At 73.2% G+C, this 18094-nt stretch carries 18 protein-coding genes and 1 pseudogene; 13 read left to right on the plus strand and 6 right to left on the minus strand.

The annotated features are described in order from the left end of the window. Positions 1-314: 314 nt before the first annotated feature. The 5 genes and pseudogenes from IG74_RS49240 to IG74_RS45670 form a co-directional block, all read left to right on the plus strand. Positions 315-2312, plus strand: a pseudogene (locus tag IG74_RS49240) (molybdopterin-dependent oxidoreductase); the annotation flags it as partial. Next, positions 2294-2632, plus strand: coding sequence for a hypothetical protein (locus IG74_RS0108095; RefSeq protein WP_030671972.1), 339 nt, complete (start codon positions 2294-2296; stop codon positions 2630-2632). The pseudogene IG74_RS49240 and the gene IG74_RS0108095, both read left to right, overlap by 19 nt. Then, complete coding sequence (narJ, locus tag IG74_RS0108100) at positions 2629-3258, plus strand: nitrate reductase molybdenum cofactor assembly chaperone (protein ID WP_037824777.1); 630 nt, start codon at positions 2629-2631, stop codon at positions 3256-3258. The genes IG74_RS0108095 and narJ overlap by 4 nt, the downstream gene beginning before the upstream one ends. Further along, positions 3255-4004: a respiratory nitrate reductase subunit gamma gene (gene narI / locus IG74_RS0108105; RefSeq protein ID WP_078868664.1), complete on the plus strand. Its 750-nt coding sequence runs from the start codon at positions 3255-3257 to the stop codon at positions 4002-4004. Before narJ ends, narI begins: the two co-directional genes overlap by 4 nt. Positions 4005-4034: 30 nt before the next feature. After that, positions 4035-4946, plus strand: coding sequence for a tellurite resistance/C4-dicarboxylate transporter family protein (locus IG74_RS45670; protein WP_051854689.1), 912 nt, complete (start codon positions 4035-4037; stop codon positions 4944-4946). A 39-nt stretch (positions 4947-4985) separates the two neighbouring features. Here the strand turns inward: IG74_RS45670 and IG74_RS0108115 are convergent, their stop codons facing one another. Beyond that, entirely contained in the window at positions 4986-5465 is a 480-nt protein-coding gene (locus tag IG74_RS0108115; protein WP_234334269.1) for a MarR family winged helix-turn-helix transcriptional regulator, read from the minus strand. A 223-nt stretch (positions 5466-5688) separates the two neighbouring features. Between IG74_RS0108115 and IG74_RS0108120 the strand changes: the two genes are divergently transcribed. Beyond that, positions 5689-6447, plus strand: coding sequence for a helix-turn-helix domain-containing protein (locus tag IG74_RS0108120; protein WP_030671988.1), 759 nt, complete (start codon positions 5689-5691; stop codon positions 6445-6447). A gap of 136 nt (positions 6448-6583) precedes the next feature. Further along, on the plus strand, positions 6584-7672 hold the full coding sequence (locus tag IG74_RS0108125; protein WP_051854690.1) for a hypothetical protein: 1089 nt from the start codon (positions 6584-6586) through the stop codon (positions 7670-7672). Positions 7673-7682: 10 nt separating this feature from the next. Here the strand turns inward: IG74_RS0108125 and IG74_RS0108130 are convergent, their stop codons facing one another. Beyond that, positions 7683-8918, minus strand: a complete 1236-nt coding sequence (locus tag IG74_RS0108130) for a GNAT family N-acetyltransferase (RefSeq protein WP_199818799.1) — start codon at positions 8916-8918, stop codon at positions 7683-7685. A gap of 7 nt (positions 8919-8925) precedes the next feature. Beyond that, complete coding sequence (locus IG74_RS0108135) at positions 8926-9912, minus strand: RimK family alpha-L-glutamate ligase (RefSeq protein WP_234334270.1); 987 nt, start codon at positions 9910-9912, stop codon at positions 8926-8928. Positions 9913-10159: 247 nt separating this feature from the next. Here IG74_RS0108135 and IG74_RS0108140 point away from each other — a divergent pair, with 247 nt between their 5' ends. Beyond that, positions 10160-11266 carry an EstA family serine hydrolase gene (locus IG74_RS0108140; protein WP_030671998.1) on the plus strand — a complete coding sequence of 369 codons (1107 nt, stop codon included), beginning with the start codon at positions 10160-10162 and terminating at the stop codon, positions 11264-11266. A 31-nt stretch (positions 11267-11297) separates the two neighbouring features. Here the strand turns inward: IG74_RS0108140 and IG74_RS0108145 are convergent, their stop codons facing one another. Beyond that, a complete protein-coding gene (locus IG74_RS0108145; RefSeq protein ID WP_158857523.1) occupies positions 11298-11999 on the minus strand; it encodes a hypothetical protein in 702 nt (233 codons plus the stop codon). Positions 12000-12117: 118 nt separating this feature from the next. On the opposite strand from IG74_RS0108145, the gene IG74_RS0108155 reads away from it, so the two are divergent. Next, complete coding sequence (locus IG74_RS0108155) at positions 12118-12813, plus strand: class I SAM-dependent methyltransferase (protein WP_030672002.1); 696 nt, start codon at positions 12118-12120, stop codon at positions 12811-12813. Between the two features lie 82 nt (positions 12814-12895). Here the strand turns inward: IG74_RS0108155 and IG74_RS0108160 are convergent, their stop codons facing one another. Both IG74_RS0108160 and IG74_RS0108165 read right to left on the minus strand, forming a co-directional pair. After that, the gene (locus IG74_RS0108160; RefSeq protein ID WP_030672003.1) at positions 12896-13306 is read right to left on the minus strand and encodes a RidA family protein; all 411 of its coding nucleotides are present in this window, start codon (positions 13304-13306) and stop codon (positions 12896-12898) included. A 154-nt stretch (positions 13307-13460) separates the two neighbouring features. Next, complete coding sequence (locus tag IG74_RS0108165) at positions 13461-14078, minus strand: hypothetical protein (RefSeq protein ID WP_030672004.1); 618 nt, start codon at positions 14076-14078, stop codon at positions 13461-13463. A 378-nt stretch (positions 14079-14456) separates the two neighbouring features. Here IG74_RS0108165 and IG74_RS0108170 point away from each other — a divergent pair, with 378 nt between their 5' ends. The 4 genes from IG74_RS0108170 (at position 14457) to IG74_RS0108185 (ending at position 17900) form a co-directional block, all read left to right on the plus strand. After that, a complete protein-coding gene (locus IG74_RS0108170) occupies positions 14457-15146 on the plus strand; it encodes a M15 family metallopeptidase (RefSeq protein WP_030672005.1) in 690 nt (229 codons plus the stop codon). Positions 15147-15209: 63 nt separating this feature from the next. Beyond that, positions 15210-15911: a response regulator transcription factor gene (locus tag IG74_RS0108175; protein ID WP_030672006.1), complete on the plus strand. Its 702-nt coding sequence runs from the start codon at positions 15210-15212 to the stop codon at positions 15909-15911. Further along, positions 15911-17296, plus strand: a complete 1386-nt coding sequence (locus IG74_RS0108180) for a HAMP domain-containing sensor histidine kinase (RefSeq protein ID WP_051854692.1) — start codon at positions 15911-15913, stop codon at positions 17294-17296. The genes IG74_RS0108175 and IG74_RS0108180 overlap by 1 nt, the downstream gene beginning before the upstream one ends. Further along, a complete protein-coding gene (locus IG74_RS0108185; protein ID WP_030672011.1) occupies positions 17280-17900 on the plus strand; it encodes an AAA family ATPase in 621 nt (206 codons plus the stop codon). Before IG74_RS0108180 ends, IG74_RS0108185 begins: the two co-directional genes overlap by 17 nt. Positions 17901-18094 lie beyond the last annotated feature (194 nt).

Genomic DNA, 18094 nt, shown 5'->3' on the forward strand with positions numbered 1-18094 from the left:
GTTCGTGCGTCTTGCGGTGGGGCGTCAGTACCTTACGGCAGGTCACGGGCGGAAACGATCAGGGCCGTGGCCGGAGCCCGGAGGCCGCCGCCACCTGGCCCGTCCGGACGTACGGGGGACGGGCGAGCGGCCGTGCGATGGACCATTGCAAAGAGCAAGAAAAATAAGTTCTAAGTACAACCAACTGGCCGAAAAATGGTCCACACCACAGCCCGGGCAGGAGCACGCTGACCCTCGATCGATGAGGCGTGTGCCGACGTGACCACCACCGCGCGTCGGCACCGCGATGCCCGAGGGGAGCCCGCGACATGGGCATGGGACGAGGCAGGGCGAAGGCGCGGCGCGCCGCGGCGGACGCCGCCGAGCGGCTGCTCGAGATCGGCCGATTACTTCAGAACGCGCCCACGACACCAGAGGGCCGGGCGGTCTTCCGGTCCGGCCAGACGGTCAACGACCAGCCTTACCGGGAGCGTTGGGCGCACGACAAGGTGGTGCGCTCCACCCACGGGGTGAACTGCACGGGCTCGTGTTCGTGGCAGGTGTACGTCAAGGACGGCCTGATCACCTGGGAGACCCAGGCCACGGACTACCCCTCCACGGGACCCGACCGGCCGGACTACGAACCGCGGGGCTGCCCGCGCGGGGCCTCCTTCTCCTGGTACACCTACTCGCCCACGCGCGTGCGGTACCCGCTGGCCCGCGGCGTCCTCGTGGAGATGTTCCGGTCCGCCAAGCGGAGGCTCGGCGACCCCGTCGCGGCCTGGGCGGAGATCACCGGCGACCCGGAGCGGCGGCGCCGCTACCAGACGGCGCGCGGCCACGGCGGCCTGGTGCGCGTCAGCTGGCAGGAGGCCCTGGAGATCGCGGCGGCCGCGTACGTGCACACCCTCGGCGAGTACGGCCCCGACCGGATCGCCGGGTTCTCGCCGATCCCGGCGATGTCGATGGCATCGCACGCCGTCGGCGCCCGCTTCCACGCGCTGATCGGCGCGCCCATGCTGTCCTTCTACGACTGGTACGCGGACCTGCCCGTCGCCTCGCCCCAGGTCTTCGGCGACCAGACGGACGTGCCCGAGTCAGGGGACTGGTGGGACGCCGCGTACCTGATGCTGTGGGGTTCCAACGTGCCGGTGACCCGCACCCCGGACGCCCACTGGATGGCCGAGGCCCGCTACCGCGGCCAGAAGGTCGTCGTCGTGTCGCCGGACTACGCCGACGCGACGAAGTTCGCCGACGAGTGGCTGCACCCGCACCCCGGGACCGACGGCGCGCTCGCCATGGCGATGGGCCACGTGATCCTGCGCGAGTGCTTCGTCGACCGGCGGGTCCCGTACTTCACCGACTACGTCAAACGCTTCACCGACCTGCCGTTCCTCGTCGCCCTCGACGAGCGGGAGGGGGGAACGTACGCTCCGGGCCCCTTCGTCACCGCCGTCGACGCGGACCTGGCGCGGGAGGCACAGGCGGACGCGCGGTGCTGGATGCCGGTGTTCGTCGACGCGGCGTCGGGCGCGACCGTGGTGCCCAACGGCACCCTCGGCGACCGCTGGGACAAGGGCGGCGCGGGCCGCTGGAACCTCGACCTCGGTGACCTCGACCCCCTCCTGAGCCTGCTGGGGCACACGGACGCCGGGACCGCGACGGTGGCCCTGCCCCGCTTCGACGGAGCGGGCGGAGCGGGAGGAGAGGGCGGGACCGTGAGCCGTACGGTGCCGACGACCCGCGTCGGCGGCCGCCTGGTGACCACGGTGTTCGACCTGCTCCTCGCCCAGTACGGCGTGGCGCGCGAGGCGCTCGACGGACAGCGGCCCGTCCCGTACGAGGACGCTTCGGCGCCCTGCACCCCCGCCTGGCAGGAAGCCATCACCTCGGTGTCCGCGGGCGCGGTGGTGCGCGCCGCCCGGGAGTTCGCCCGCACCGCGGAGCAGACCCGGGGCCGCTGCATGATCGTGATGGGGGCCGGGACCAACCACTGGTTCCACTCCGACACCATCTACCGCTCCTTCCTCACGCTGCTGCTGCTCACCGGCTGCCAGGGCGTCAACGGCGGCGGCTGGGCGCACTACGTGGGGCAGGAGAAGGTCCGCCCCTACGCCGGCTGGCAGCAGCTGGCGACCGGCTCCGACTGGGTCCGCCCCTCGCGGCAGATGGCCGGGACGCCGTACTGGTACCTGCACACCGACCAGTGGCGCTACGACAGGACCACCGCGGACACCCTCGCGTCGCCGACCGGCGCGGGCACGCTGAGCGGACTGCACACCGCGGACCTCATCGCCCGCTCGACCCGGCAGGGTTGGATGCCCGCATCTCCCGCGCCGTCGGCATGGACACCGGGGAGATCGAGGCCATGTACCGCCTCCTCGCCCTCGCCAAGTACGACGAGCGCTACGTCATCCCCACCGGCTACCACACCACCGCCACCGGCGACGAGCCCGACGGCTGCAGCCTCGACCACGACCACGGACCCGGCATGTACGACGCCGACGCCTTCCACACCCCGTTGCCCGGCACCGCGCGGCCCGAGCCCGAACACGCCGGGACCTCGCTGCGCGGCCGCGTCAACCTCCTCGACTGGGACGGGCGGGGACGGCCCGCGGGCCTCTTCCCGGAGAGCGACGGACACCAGGCATGAGCGACATCCCCCTCGTCCACCAGGCGGCGTCCCTGCTCCTGCTGCACCCGGACGCGGACTGGCCGCAGCGGCTCCGCACGGTCACCGACGCCCTCGCCGCCGCCCCCGGCACCCGCGCGGAGCCGCTGCTGCGGTTCTGCGCGGCCGTCGCCGAGACCCCCGTGCTCGACCTGTCCGCGCGCTACGTCGCCACCTTCGACCGCAGCCGCCGGCGCACCCTGCACCTGACGTACTACACCGACGGCGACACGCGCCGCCGCGGGCAGTCCCTGCTGCGCTGGCAGGAGCTGTACCGCGCGCACGGCCTGCGGCCGCCCGCCGACGAACTGCCCGACTTCCTGCCCCTGGCCCTGGAGTTCGCCGCCCGCCGCCCCGAACCCGGCCGCGCCGCCCTGGTGGAGCACCGCGCCGCCGTCGAACTCCTGCGGCTCGCGCTCCGGGACCACCGCAGCCTGTACACCGACGTCCTGGAAGCCATCTGCCGCACCCTGCCCGGCGCCTCGCCCACCGACCGCGCAGCCGCCCTGCGCCTGGCCCGCACCGGCCCGCCCACCGAGACAGTCGGACTCCTGCCGTTTCCGCAACGAGCCGTTCCGCACCCGCACGAGGAGGAGCCCGTCCCGTGAACCACCTGCACACCGCCTTGTGGGGCGTGCTGCCCTACCTCGTCCTGGCCTTCATGGTGACCGGCACCGCGTGGCGCTACCGCTACGACCGGTTCGGCTTCACCACCCGCTCCAGCCAACTGCACGAGAACCGGCTGCTGAGCATCGGCGGCCCGCTGTTCCACTACGGCCTGCTCTTCGTCGTCGCCGGACACCTCATCGGGCTCCTGATCCCCGAGGCCTTCACCGAACGCGTCCACGTGCACGAGTGGCTCTACCACGCCAACGCCCTGCTCGTCGGCGGCGTCGCGGGCCTCGCCACCCTCGCCGGGCTCGCGATCCTGCTCCACCGCCGCCTGCGCGTGCCCGCCGTCCGCGGCGCCACAAGCCGCAGCGACCACGCCGTCTACCCGCTCCTCGCCGCGGTGATCCTGGCCGGGCTCGCCGCGACCGCGAGCACCACCCCGCACCACCACTACGACTACCGGCTCGGCGTCTCCCTGTGGTTCCGCTCCCTGTTCGCCCTGGACCCCGACGTGCCGGCCATGTCCCACGCCCCGCTCGTCTACCAGACGCACACGCTGCTCGGCATGGCGCTGTTCGCCCTGTGGCCGTTCAGCCGCCTCGTCCACGCCTTCACCGCACCGATCGGCTATCTGGCCCGCCCGTACATCGTCTACCGCTCCCGGGGCGCCCGGCACGTCCCGGTGAACCGCTCCGCCCCGGTGGTCCCGCCGCCGGTACGGGACGCCGCCGCCCGCCGGTGAGACACCGGCTCCGGCTCCGCGACCGGCATCGTGTCCCGGGCCCTGGACGAAGCCGGTGTCCGCACGGCCTTCACGCTGCTCTTCGCCCTCGCCTGCGCGCTCTACGCGTGCCTCCTGACGGCCGTCGGGGTGAAGGCCGTGGGCCACCCGGCCGCCCTCGGGGCCGAACTCGCCGACCCCGCCCGCGTGTTCGGGCACTTCACCTTCGTCGCGGCCTCCGGCGTCCTCGCCACCCGCCTCAGCCACGGACCCGCACGCGGCGTCGCGTACGTCCTGCTCACCCTGGCGGGCGTGGCATGGGCGGTGCTCGCCCGCTGTCTCACCCGCCTGCCGCGGGCGGCCGCGCGGGAGGCCGACGGCACCTGGTTCCTGGCCACCGTCGGCCTCCAGTCGCTGGCCCTCTGCCTGACCAGCCTGCCGCCGCGCCGCCCGCTCCTGCTCCTCGCGCTCGGCCTGTGGTGGGGCGGGGTCCTGCTGTACGTGATCACCGCCGCCGTGCTCGGCCGCAGACTGCTGCGGCGGCCGCCGCGACCGGCGCGCTGCACTCCCGCGTACTGGATCGCGATGGGGGCCGTGGCCATCAGCACGCTCGCGGGCACCCAACTCCACGACCACGCAGGCCTCCTGCCGCACGCGCTGCGCGGCCCGCTCGGCCTCGCCGTGATCGTCCTCTGGAGCTGGGCGACCGCGTTGATACCGCCCCTGCTCGCCGTCGGCTGCTGGCGGCATCTGCGCCACCGCGTCCCGCTGACGTACGAGCCCGCCCTGTGGTGCGTCGTCTTCCCCGTCGGCATGTACGCCACCGCGACGGCGCGCGTCACCACCACGCTGACGCCCCACGCGCCGAGCGTCGCCGTGCACCTCCTGGCGTGGGTCGCGGCGGCGGTGTGGCTGACGGTCCAGGGGCACGCCGTGGCGGCGCGCCGTCCCGTCCGCCCGTGAACCTGCGGCGGCCCGCCCGCGCGCCGGTGCGCGGGTACGTCAGGGAGCCACTCGCCGGAACTCCTCGGCGGCCTCGGGCACATGGATGGAGCGGTCGCCCGCCACCTCCAGCAGGGCCCGCAACCCCGTCACCAGGCCGGACCGCGCCTCGGCGGGCACCGCCTCGACGAGTCTGGCCACTTCCCCGCGCCGGTGCCGCAGCACGCGCGTCACCAGGGTCGCGCCCGACGGGGTCAGCGTGAGGATCACCTCGCGTCGGCTGTCGGGGTTGGCCCGGCGGTCCACGAGACCGACCGCTTCGAGCCGTACCACCGCACGCAGCGCCGTCGACGCGTTCACCCCCAGCACCTCGGCCAGTTCGGCCAGTTTGACCGGGCCGCACCCCTCCAGGGCGACCATCGTCCGCAGCTGCGCAAGGGACAGCGACTCGTCCACCTCGGCCAGCGCCCGCGCCGACATGCCCATCACCAGGCGCGCGGCCGCCATCACCACAGCGACCACGTCTTCTTCCTCGACCACCGCTCCGCCTCCACCCCCGGCCCCGCCACCGCCGCTCCGGGAACGGCGGTCGGCAGCGGGCCCCTCGCTCGGCACCATGGCAAGACCGTAGGGCATACGCCCCGTGGCCGGATCGGGATGAAGCAGGCCCGTCGGCTCCTCCGGCGCCGCCGTGAGCGCGCCTAGGGTGTCGGCGGAGCGGACGACAGGCCGCTGAACGCCTCGGCGGCCACGAGGGGGAACCATGGATCAGGGGCCGACACCGCCCCGGGACGGCGGCCACGCCGAGCCGCCGTCCGGGCGCGGGGTGCTGGAGGGCGCGTTCTTGCTCCTGGAGGAGCTCGCCCGGGCGGGCGAGGCCGGACTGACCGGCCTCGCCCATGCCACCGGGCTGCCCAAGACCACCGTGCACCGGCTGCTCGACCAGCTCACCGCCCTGGGCGCGGTGGAGCGGCACGGCAGCCGCTACCGCATCGGCGCGACGGTCGCCCGCCTGGGGCGGTCCTGGAACACCCACCGCGCCCTGGAGAGGAGCGCGGTGCTGCCGCTGCGGCAGCTGGCCTCGGCGACCCGGGCGACGGTCTGCGTGACCGTCCCGCACGCCGGACAGATGACGGTGGTGACCGGGATACCCGCGGCCGCCCGGGAGTTCTTCCCCCATCTGTCGGGTCAGACCCTGCCGCCCGACAGCGCGGCCGACGTGGTCTTCGCCGCGACGGAGCCCCCGGCCGCGCCGCCCCACGGTCACTCCACGGCCCAGTGGTCCCGTCGGCTGCGCAGGGCGCGCGACCGGGGCGCGGACGTCCACCAGTACGAGTGGGAGGGCGAGCGCTCCTGTCTGGCGGTGCCGGTGCACGCCCCCTCGGGCGAGGTCGTCGCCGCCGTCGGGGTGGCCGTGGTGGACACCCGCCGCCTGGGCACCACCATCGAAGCCGCCCAGCGCGCCGCCCGCATGCTGTCCACGAGCCTGGGCCAGGCCATCACCCCGTCCCGCAGAAACTGAGGCCGCGTCAGCCGCCTTCCCTTCTGCCTTCCCTTCCGATTGACCCCTGACGGGGGGTGCGCTTGGATCCCCGAAGGCCCTCGGCACCGGGCCGGGGGGAACACGCTCTGGGGGGAACATGTCCTTGGCTGGAAGCGTGCACTCGTCCGCCGTCCGCGCGTTACGCATCCGTACGGCAGCCGTCGCGGTCACCGCGATCGGCACCGTCACCTTCACCGCCCTGCCCGCGACCGCCCAGGCGGCCGCGCCGGGCGTGACGCGCGTGTCCGTCGCCGCCGACGGCGCCGAGGCCGACAACGGCTCGACCCACGCCACCCTGTCGCGCAACGGCGCCTTCACCCTCTTCCACAGCGCCGCCACCAACCTCACCCAGGAACCCGCGCCCCGCCCGCCCGGCGCCGTGCACCTGCGTGACAACACGACCGGCGAGATCAAGCGGATCCGGGAATCCCTGCAGGACCCCGCCGTCAGCGACGACGGGCGGTACGTCACCTACCTCGGCTGGGGCAGCCACACCGTCAAGGTCAAGCTCGTCGACCTGGAGACCGGGCAGACGGAGATCGTCAGCAGCGGCCCGTCCAAGGCCGGGTCCGACAGCGCCACCATGAGCGCCGACGGCCGCTACATCGCCTTCACCCAGCAGCCCGACCACCCCTCGATCCCGTCCCGCGTCGACGTCTACGACCGCGTCAGCGGCACCTACGAGACCGTGAGCGAGGGCCCGCCGGTCTCCACCCGCGACATGCGGGACCCGTCCATCAGCGCCGACGGCCGCTACGTCGCCTACCGCGACGCGGGCACCGGCGAGGTCTGGCGCCACGACCGCGACCAGCACACCCGGGTCCGCGTCGACGACAGCGGGTCGAGCGAACTCGTCCAGCTCAGCGGCAACGGCCGCACCGTCGCCATCAACACGGCGGACGGCGCCTACGTCCGCGACGTACCCACGGGCACGACCACACGACTGCCCGGCAAGAGGATCGACGCCCTCAGCCACAACGGCCACCAGGTGCTCTATCAGAGCAATGACCCCGTGGCGTACTCCGAACTCCGTCTGCGCCACGTCCCGAGCGGCCACGAGACCGTCGTCCACGACAACGCCAGGGCCGTTCCCGGCGCTCTCGCGGGGCAGCACCGGCTCGTCTTCGACAGCCCCGACGCGGACGTCGTCCCGGGCGACACGAACGGCAAGGCCGACATCTTCCTGTGGCGGGCGGCCCGCTGACGCATCGCCCTCAGTACGGCAGGTAGTAGCTGAGCACGTCCGCGGTCAGCGGCGGGAAGAGCGCGTGGAACAGCTCCTCCCGCGCGGCGTACACGTCGGGCCGCAGCCGGGCCAGCCCCTTCAGCCCGTGCGGGCCGAACAGCAGGGCGGGCAGCTGGTCGGGCGCCACTCCGGCACCGCCCACGGCCCTGGGGCCCTGCATCGGTCCGCCGGTGACGACGTCACCCAGGCCCTCGGCCAGGACCGGGATCCGGTAGTGGGCGCCGAAGGTCGACACGACGATGTCGCGGCCTTCGGGGTCCGCACCGGCGGCGGTGAGCCGCTGCCAGAGCAGCGGCCGCAGCCGGTCCAGGAGCGCCGCGACATCCGGGATGCGCACGTAGTACTGCTCGGCCTGCTCGCGCGGCTCGTGCGCAAGGAACTCCTGCCAGGCGGCGGCGGTCACCGTGCCCGCCCGGTCGACGACGCGCACCTGACCGTCGGGGGCCAGGGCGGCGACGCCGCGCAGCAGCTCCCGCGCCGCCGCCTCGTCGCGGGCGGCGGCCTCGGCGAGGAGCACCCCGCCGTCCGGGGGCGTGGTGCGGCCGCCCGCGACGACGGCACCGTCCCGCTCGACGACCCACAAGTTGCTCGCCTCGTGGTCGAGGAGCCACCGCCAGCAGGCGGCCGAGTGGGGCATCGCCACGTCGAACCGCTCCTGGGCCGCGTCCTGGAGGGCCGCCATGGCGGGAATGTCGCCGGGCCCCGCGGCGCGCAGCGCGGGCGCCCCTTCACCGGGCGGGGGCGTGCGCACGGCCAGGGCCCGCGGGATGTCGATGGCGTACTCGTAGCCGAACAGCCGGTAGAAGTACGGGATCCCGATCATCGCCTGGACGACGTGGCCCCGCGCGGCGGAGCGGTCGTGGGCCCAGCCCATGAGCGCCCGCACGAGCCCGCGCCCTTCGTACTGCTTGTCGGTGGCGACCAGTTCGACCTGGCCCGCGGGCAACCGCACGCCGCCGACGCGGATGTGCTCGTCGAGGAGCGTGGCGGTGGAGACGACCCGGTCGCCGTCGACGACCACGGCGCAGGCGGACCAGCCGGCGTCCGGGTCCTCGGCCACGAGGCGGTGGTCGAGGGCGTCGGCCGGTTCGCCCCGCCCGGTCAGGAGCGCGCCGATCTGGTCGAGGTCCGCGGGGCGTGCCTGTCGCAGGACGAGCCCGTCGGGCAGCGGAACGGGAGCGGGAGCGGGCAAGATCGTCTTCACGACCGGACTATCGCAGCGCCCGGACCGGACCGTCCATCGAATTTCCCCCGGAGCCCCCTCGCCGGTCTGCCAGACGGCGGTTGACGCAGGCGGTGACGGCGGGGACGACGGCCTTCATCGCGGGGCGCCAGCCCGGAACGGCGTTGACCTCGCAGATGGTGTAGGTGTCGGCGGAGGCGAACAGCAGGTCCACCCCGGCGATGTCCAGGCCCAGGGCGCGGGCCGCGGCCACCGCGAGCTCCTCCGCGCGCGGGTAGCGGCCCCGGCACAGCGCGGCGGAGCCGCCCTTGGCGATGTTGGCGGTGAGTCCGCCGTTGTCGGAGGTGTGCAGCACGGCGTCCACCGGCTCGCCGTCGACCACGATGACGCGCAGGGTACGGCCGTGGGAGTGCGCCACGTGCTCCTGGAACAGGAACGGGACGTCCTGCTGGAGGCTGCCCGCCACCGCACGCAGCATCCGGCCGTCGGGAGCGAGGAACACCTGCGTGCCCTTGCAGCCGCTGACGGACTTCACCACGCACGGCGCCTCCACGGAGGGGCTGCGGACGACGCCTTCCAGCGGCGCGGTGGCGTAGGAGAGGGTGTCGGGCACCGGAAGGCCCGCCAGGGCGAGTTCCTGCAGCTGCCAGATCTTGTTGCGGCTGTTGAGGTGGGCGTCGACGCCGTTGACCAGGGTGCTGCCCATGCGCTCCAGGTGCCGCAGCAGGGTCACCTCGCGGTCGTCGCGCATGGGACCGGCCACCTGGCGTACGCACACCACCTCGGGAGCGGGCAGCTCCGCGCCGCCGAGGGTGCGCAGCACCAGGCGGCCGCCCTGGACGCCGAAGAGCAGCTCGTCGGTGTGCCAGACCGCGAAACGGTCGCCGTGGGCCTCCGTGAGGGCGTCGGCGAGCTCACGCGTGGACCTGCGCAGCGCGGTGGGCTGCTGCCGCACCAGCATCCATACGTGCGCGGGCGCCGCGATCACCGGGCGGGTACGGTCCTGTGGCTCCACACTGGCTCCTCGTCTCGACGCCGCCCTGGTGAGGGGCGGAACGGAAGGGGCCAGTCTCACAGAAGGACCGGCGATCGGCGGGCGCGCGCCTGCGGCATGGCCGGGTCGTGGCCCCGACCGGCGAGGCACCGGACTGGACCGCTCAGGTGCGGTGGAGGGGACGCGCCGCCGGAAGACCGACTGCCGGAAGACCGACTGCCGGAAAACCGATTGACCGGCGTGCGGTGGCGCGGGCTAGATTCCGCGCATGGCCAAAGTTCAGGGCACATATGATGATCTGTTCACCGCCGTTCCCGAAGCGCTCGCGGCGCTCCTCGACTCGGGGGACACGGGGGCCTCGGCAGCCGTCTTCGTGGACGGCGAGCCGGTCGTCGACGTCTGGGGCGGCTTCACCGACGCGGCCCGTACGACCCCCTGGCAGCGGGACACCCTCGTCAACTCCTGGTCCGTCACCAAGACGATGACGGCGCTGTGCGCCCTGATCCTGGCCGACCGCGGCGTACTCGATCCGCGGGCGCCGGTCGCCCGGTACTGGCCGGAGTTCGCGGCGGCGGGCAAGGAGGCCGTCCTCGTCCGGCACCTGCTCGCGCACACCGCGGGCCTGCCCGACTGGGAAGGACCGGTCGAGGAGCTCTACGACTGGTCGGCCGCCACGGCGCGTCTCGCCGCGCAGGCGCCGCGCTGGCAGCCGGGCACCGCCGCCGGATACCACTCGCTCACCCAGGGGTTCCTGGTCGGGGAGGTCATTCGCAGGATCACCGGCCGCGGCCCAGGACGGTTCTTCGCCGAGGAGGTGGCCGGGCCGCTGGGCGCGGACTTCCACCTGGGTCTCGCCGCCGAGCACGACGGCCGGGTCGCCCTCACCGTGCCGCCGCCGTCCCTGGACGAGGACTACGCCGCGAGCGCGCCGGGCACCGGCGCCGCCCCCTCCGCCGCGACCGCGATCCGGGTCCGCGACGGCAACAGCGTCGCCTGGCGCCGCGCGGAGATTCCCGCCGCGAGCGGATTCGGCAACGCCCGCTCGGTCGCGCGCGTGCAGTCGGTCCTCGCGTGCGGGGGAGCGGTGGGCGGCGTGCGGCTGCTGTCGGAGGCGGGCTGCGACCGGGCGTGGGAGGAGCAGTTCCACGGCGAGGACCGCGTCCTGGGCACGACGGTGCGGTACGGCATGGGCTACGGCCTGTTCGGCACCACCTACGGCTGGGGCGGCTGGGGCGGTTCCCTGGTCATGGTCGAGCCCGACGCCCGCATGGCGGTGGCGTACGTGACGAACCAGATGCGCGGGCCCGAGGACGACAACCGGGGCCTGGAAGTCGTGATGGCCGCCTACGACGGGCTCATGGGCCTGCGCGCCTGACCGTGCGGGGGAGTGCGGTGGTGGGCGCGCGTCACGAACGCGGTGCCCGCGTGAGCCGGTCGAGCTGTTCGCGGATCACCACGTCGGCGGGGAAGCGGGGCGGGCGCTCGGCGCCGCGGTCACTCATGTCCACGATGAGGGTGCCCACGCGCACCAAGGTGTGGTGGTTGACCAGCGCGGTGCCGTCCGGTCCTGTCGAGCTCAGGTCGAAGGTGACCGCTTCGTCGCCGAACGCCGCGCCCTTCACCAGGGAGATCCGGGAGTTGAGCTTGCCTTCCGGGGTCTGCCCCACCAGCGTCTCGCAGACCTTGAGCCCCCGCGTCAGCTTCCGGAAGCGCTCGGCGGCTCCGGTGTCCGCGTACGAGGCCAGCCAGGTGCGGCCGCCCCAGCGCTTGCCGCGCCACCAGAAGTCCTGGATCACGGACGCGGACGCGTGGTGCGCGACGAGCGTGTCGAACACGTCCTGGCAACCGGGACCCGGCACCCTCACCGGCGGGTCGTAGCGGGGCACGGGCCCTTGCTCCGTGGTGCTCTCGGCCTGCGGCACGTCCGCGTCCCGCAGCAGGAGGGACCTCAGCTTCCCCGCCGAGAGCGGCCGGGCCCCGGCTGCCGACGGCGTGGCGGACGCCGATGCCGTCTCCTTCGTCCGCCAGGTGTCACCCGCGTCCCGCGCCGCACACCCGGCGACGACGACCACCGTCACACCCGCCACTGCCAGGCGTGCCCAACGCACCACCACTGCCCCCTTGACCGCCTCCGATAGAGCCGGGCAGACACTACGGCCCGATGGCGTGGTGGAGCCACCCCGACCCTGCCGGGCGGTGAGCGGCCGTTCCTGCGAGGATCACGGGATGACAGCCGAAACCGCGTACCACGGTGAGATGGGCGAGCAGTTCGCCGCGCAAGCCACGGACAGTGCGTACAACGCGTACACCGATCGCCCCGCGATGCTGGAACTGGCCGGTGACGTGCGGGGACTGCGCGTCCTCGACCTCGGATGCGGGGGCGGGCACTACGCCGCGGAGCTCCTGGAGAGAGGAGCCGCGCACGTCACCGGTGTCGAGGGGAGCGAGACCCTCCTTGCGGCCGCGCGGGAGCGGGTCGGTGAACGTGCCGTGCTGCACCACCACGACCTGGAGGAGCCGCTGGCCTTCCTGCGGGACGAGACGTTCGACGTGGCCGTGATGGCGCTCGTCTACCACCACGTCGAGGCGCGCGAGCAACTGCTCGCGGAGATCCGGCGCGTGCTGCGGCCGGGTGGCACCCTGCTGGTCTCCACGACCCACCCCACCAGCGACTGGACGTACTTCGGCGGGTCCTACTTCACCGACGACCGGGTGGAGCTGCCGTTCGGCGCCGGGTTCACCCTCACGTACCGGCGGATGACCCTCGAGGTCTTCCTCGGTGAACTGCTCGGCGCGGGCTTCGTGATGGAGAAGCTCGTCGAGCCCAGAGCCACGGAGGAGGCCCGGAGGGTCGATCCGCGCCGGTACGACAAGACCCACCACCAGCCGCTGTTCCTGGCCGTGAGGCTGCGTCGTCCGTGAGGTGTGACCGTGCCGAGCGGCCGTGACAGGTGCCTGTGACGGGTGACTGTGACAGGTGTCCGTGACGGCCGCGGCGCGACGGTTATGCGGTGGGACGGACGGCGACCGCGTCGACTTCGAAGAGCATGCCCGGCAGCGCGAGCGAGGCGACGCCGCTGAGCGTCTGCGCGGGCAGGCGCTCCCCGAAGTGGGCGTGGAGCGTCTTGCCGAGGTCACCGAGCTTGTCGACGTCGTGGTCGACGATGTACGTGCCGAGCCGTACGACGTGCTCGAAGCCGAGACCCACCCCTTCCAGGGCCGACCGCAGCCGCTCGAAGGCGAGTTCGACCTGGGCGGCGAAGTCACCGGGCACCGGCGCGCCGGTGGCGTCGGAGGCGTACTGGCCGCCGATGAAGACGAGTTCGCCGGGCGCCGACGCGGCGTGGCTGTATCCGAAGGGGGTCGGGTCGTGGAGCGTGGCGGGGTTGGTGATGGTGCGGGCGTCGTTCGTCATGTCCTGGCGATCCTCTGCGATGTGCGGCCGCCATGCGGTGCGAGGGCGGCACGGGTGGGGAGCCGGTCCGGCTCCCCAACTACTTGAACGTTCTATGAGAACGTCCCGTGCCGTTCCTCGCATTCCGCTGGACAGAACATTTGTGGACCGGACTTCAGTCCTTCGACTCCGGCTTCTCGGCGGCTGCCGCACCGTCGTCGGACTTCTCCGCCTGCTCCGTGGTGTCGGGCGTGCTGTAGAAGACGGAGTTCTTCTGCCGGGTGCGCTGGGCCTGGCCCTTGGCGACCAGCTTCTCCAACGTGGTGCGCACCACCGTCGTCTTGATGGTGCGCTCCGGGTGGCCCTGGGTGAGCGCGGTCGTCACCTCGGCCGCCGAGCGCGGTTCGCTCTGCTGACCCAGGTGGGTCCGCACCAGCTCGATGAGAGTGGGGCCTTCGGAGGGCTTGGGCTTGGGCTGCGGCTTGGCCTTGACGGCGGCCGCGGCCTTCTTGCGCACGGTGCGCTTGGTGCGGGGCGCGGGCTCACGGGGTGCGGGGACCCGCGCGCGGGCCGCTTCGGCCTTCCGGACGGAGCCGACGGCCCCGTTGTCCAGCAGTTGCTGCATCTTCAGCAGCAACTCCCGGTCGTGCTGCAGGGCACGCAACTGCTCCTGCAAGGACTGCACTTCGGTACCGATACGTTCCTGCTCGGTGGCATTGCGCTCGAGGTCCGCCGCCAGCTGCGTGGCGTACTGACTCTCGAGACCGGTCGGTGTGGTGAGGGCATCAGACATGACGTCCACCTCTCCTGAGTGCGAACGGGGTGTCGGCGGATCCTACCCGCATGTTTCTCGCCATGATCCTGCTTAGTCGGCGAGACGTGCTCTGGCAACAGCTTGCGCGGGGCTCATGAGCGTGACACCTCATGGGTCACCACGACACCGGTCACCAGCTGCGGCAGGCAGGACATGGCTGCTTCTCTACCCAGGGGCTGCCTGGGTACCCAAGTCGCGCCGCCGTAGTCCGCGTTGGGTCTTCGTACTCGCGAGGATGGGGGAACGCCTCCGCGGTTGACTTCGTACGGACAGGACAGGACGAGGACAGGGCGGGGCGAGGCGAGGACAGGACCGAGGTCCCTTCCGGGCCCGGCCCTCCTGAGAGATGATCGCGCGATGAGCGAGATCATTCTGATGTCGGATCCGAGAGTCGCCGCGATACCCGTCGCCGAGTGCGGCGACCGGCTCGTGGACGTACGGCTCGACGGCGGCCTGCGCGTCGACGACCGCGAGCAGGACCCGCAGGACGGCTTCGCCCACCTGCGGTCGGCGGACGCCTACGCCCACCTGCGCGCGGGCGTCCTGGAGCGCCTGCTGAAGGCCCAGTCGCTGCTCCCGCCGGAGGTGCGGCTGCTGTTCGTCGAGGGGTACCGGCCGCTCGCGCTGCAGCGCGCGTACTTCGAGGAGTACGCCGGCGAACTGCGGGCGCTGCACCCCGACTGGCCCGCCGAGCGGATCCACGCGGCCGCGAGCCGGTACGTGTCACCGCCCGAGATCGCCCCGCACAGCGCGGGCGCGGCCGTCGACCTCACCCTGGCCGACGCCGACGGCCGCGAGCTGGACCTGGGCACCCGCATGAACGCGGACCCCGAGGAGAGCGCGGGCGCCTGCTACACCGACGCCCCCGGCATCAGCGCCCGGGCCCGCGCCCACCGGGAGCTGCTCGGCTCGGTGCTCACCGCCGCGGGCCTGGTGAACTACCCCACCGAGTGGTGGCACTGGTCCTACGGCGACCGCTACTGGGCCCTGCTCACCGGCGCGGACGCGGCCCTCTACGGTCCGACGCACCACACCTCCTCGGCCTGAACCTCCCGCCTCGGTACGGGGCCGCCCCGCACGACCGCGGCCCCCACCAGCGAAGATGTGCTCATGACTGAGTCACCTGAGCACCGCCGCACGGTCCTGGTCGTCGAGGACGACCCGGGCGTGCGCAGCACCCTGGACCAACTGCTGCGCTTCGAGGGCTACCGCGTCCTGCTGGCCCCCGACGGACTGCGCGGGCTCGCCCTGATCGAGGAGGAGGGCCCGGACCTGGCGGTGGTGGACGTGGTCATGCCCGGCCTGGACGGCCTGGCGCTCTGCCGGATGCTGCGCCGGCGCGGCGACCGCCTCCCCGTGCTCGTGCTCACCGCCCGGGACCAGATCGGTGACCGCGTCGCCGGGCTCGACGCCGGGGCCGACGACTACCTGGCGAAGCCGTTCGCCACCGAGGAACTCCTGGCGCGCATCCGCGCGTTGCTGCGCCGCACCGATCCCCCCGAAGCCGCCGCGGAACTCCTGGCCGTCGGCGACCTCACCCTGGACCCCGCGACCCGCCAGGCCCACCGGGGACCCCACCCGCTCGACCTGACCAAGACCGAGTTCGACGTCCTCGAACTGCTCCTGGACAACCCGGGCGTCGTCCTCACCCGCACCCAGATCTACGAGCGCATCTGGGGCTACGACTTCGACACCACCTCACGCTCCCTCGACGTGTACATCGGCTACCTGCGCCGCAAGACCGAGCACGACGGCGCCCCACGGGTCATCCACACCGTCCGCAACGTCGGCTACACCGTCAGGTCGGCCTGATGGCGCGCCCCCTGACACGACTGGCCCGCCTGACGCTGCGCACCAAAGTCACCATGGTGGTCGTCGCGGCGGCCGTGCTCGCCATCGGCATCACCGTCGTCGCGTCGTACCGCAGCATCAGCGACCTGGTCGCCAACGAGCTGGAGCGCGGCCTCGAAGACCGGGCCGACACGGTCACCACGCTGCTCGGCGCCGCCCGCAAACCACCGGTGCGCCCCGACATCACCGAGCAACTGCTGCTCTCCGACGGCACGGTACGCCCCCTGAACCCCGGCCGCGACCGGCTGCCGGTGTCGGACGCGGACCGCAGAGTGGCCCGCACGGGCACCGGCTCCAGCCGCCAGGACGTGTTCGTCAAGGGCCGCGAGTACGGGGTGCTCACCAAGCCGCTGCCCGACGGGGGAGCGGTGATGGTCGGACAGCACTACCAAGGCCTGGTCCGCGTCGAGAACGCCTTCCTGTGGCGCGTCCCGTGGACCACCGTGGCCGCGACCGGCCTCTCGGCGGTGCTGAGCTGGATCGTCCTGGGCCGCATCCTGCGCCCGGTGCGCCGCCTGGCCCGCGCCACCGGGCGCATCACCACCACCCAGGACCTGTCGACCCCCCTGCCGCCCGCGGGCGCGGACGAGATCGGCCAGCTCACCCGCAGCTTCGACACCATGCTGGGCGCGCTGCGCCGCTCCCGCGCCCAGCAGCAGCAACTGGTGCAGGACGCGAGCCACGAACTGCGCACCCCGCTCACCTCGGTGCGCGGCAGCGCCGAACTGCTCCAGCGGGCCCGCGGCCGGCTCGACCCGAAGGACGAGGAGCAGATCCTCACCACCCTGGTCACGGAGACCACGGCGCTCGACGAACTCGTCCGCGAACTGGTCGAGCTGGCCACCGACCGGTACACCGGGGAGGACCCGACGAGCGTCGACCTGCCCTCCGTGGCGGAGGACAGCGCGCGGCGCTACCGCCAGCGCACCGGCCGCGACATCTCCGTCACGGTCGAAGGGCCCGTCCCGGTACGGGCCAGGCCCCGTGCGCTGCAACGCTGCGTCGACAACCTCCTCAGCAACGCGGTCAAGTTCAGCGACGCACCCGCGCCCATCGCCATCCACATCGACGGCAGCCGCCTGACGGTACGCGACCACGGCCCCGGCATCGCGCCGGACGACCGGCACGCCGTCTTCGACCGCTTTTTCCGCGGCCCCCGCACCCAGTCCATCCCCGGGTCGGGGCTCGGCCTGGCCATCGTCCACGACATCATCACGGCCGACGAGGGCACCGTCTTCGCCACCGGTGCGACGGACGGCGGCGCGGAGGTCGGCTTCCGGCTCCCGCCCCATCCGGAGAAGCCCGACAGGCGGTCGCTACAGTTCCCGCGTGAACACCACCAGTGAGCCGCCGCGGCAGCCCGACTGGCGCGTCCTCCTCGTCGGAGGTGCCTCGGGGACGGGCAAGACGACCGTCAGCCGCGCCCTGGCGCGACAGTTCGACGTCCCCGTCGTGGAGGTCGACGACATCGTGGAGGCGCTCCTCGCGGTGACCCGGCCCGAGCACCTGCCCGAGCTGCACGTCTGGCGCACCCACCCCGAAGCGGCGTACGAGGCACCCGAGTCGGTGGTGGAGCGGCAGATCGCGATCGCCCGGGCGCTGCTCCCGGCCGTCGAGGCCGTGGTGGCCAACCACGTGGACACCGATACGCCCGTCATCGTCGAAGGCGACTACCTCCTCCCCGACCTGGCGGTGGCGGGCGGACCCGTCCGGGCCGTCTTCGTCCACGAGGACGACCCGGCACAGGTGGTGGCCAACTACCTCGCACGCGAGCCGGACGCCGGACCCCAGCACCACCGGGCCGACGTCAGCGTGCTGTACGGCAGATGGCTGGCCGACCGGGCGCGGGCCTCGGGCGTGCCGGTCGTCACCTCACGCCCGTGGCACGACCTGACCCACCGGGCCGGCGCTCAGGCCTGCCCCGCGCGCTCCCGCAGCACGTACTTCTGAATCTCGGCCTTCGGGCGCTCGCCCCACAGCTCGTCGGGCACGCCCACGACCGGGCCCGGTCGCGCAGCTCCACGTAGCCGTCCGGATGCCGCACCCCGAGGTCACCGGAGTGGAACCGGCCGCCGCGGAACGCCTCGGCGGTGGCCTCCGCGTCCTCGAAACGGCCCGTCATGACGTTGTTGCCGCGCATGACG

Origin of the sequence: Streptomyces sp. NRRL B-1347 (assembly GCF_000720325.1) — a bacterium.
In the GTDB taxonomy this organism is placed as follows: Bacteria; Actinomycetota; Actinomycetes; order Streptomycetales; family Streptomycetaceae; genus Streptomyces.

Bases quoted from the DNA above. Each gene is read 5' to 3' on its own strand.
- IG74_RS0108140 (WP_030671998.1), top strand. From the start codon at position 10,160: ATGGCCAAAGTTCAGGGCACATATGATGATCTGTTCACCGCCGTTCCC.
- IG74_RS0108170 (WP_030672005.1), top strand. From the start codon at position 14,457: ATGAGCGAGATCATTCTGATGTCGGATCCGAGAGTCGCCGCGATACCC.
- IG74_RS0108160 (WP_030672003.1), bottom strand. From the start codon at position 13,306: ATGACGAACGACGCCCGCACCATCACCAACCCCGCCACGCTCCACGAC.
- IG74_RS0108180 (WP_051854692.1), top strand. From the start codon at position 15,911: ATGGCGCGCCCCCTGACACGACTGGCCCGCCTGACGCTGCGCACCAAA.
- IG74_RS0108175 (WP_030672006.1), top strand. From the start codon at position 15,210: ATGACTGAGTCACCTGAGCACCGCCGCACGGTCCTGGTCGTCGAGGAC.
- IG74_RS0108120 (WP_030671988.1), top strand. From the start codon at position 5,689: ATGGATCAGGGGCCGACACCGCCCCGGGACGGCGGCCACGCCGAGCCG.
- IG74_RS0108165 (WP_030672004.1), bottom strand. From the start codon at position 14,078: ATGTCTGATGCCCTCACCACACCGACCGGTCTCGAGAGTCAGTACGCC.
- narJ (WP_037824777.1), top strand. From the start codon at position 2,629: ATGAGCGACATCCCCCTCGTCCACCAGGCGGCGTCCCTGCTCCTGCTG.
- IG74_RS0108155 (WP_030672002.1), top strand. From the start codon at position 12,118: ATGACAGCCGAAACCGCGTACCACGGTGAGATGGGCGAGCAGTTCGCC.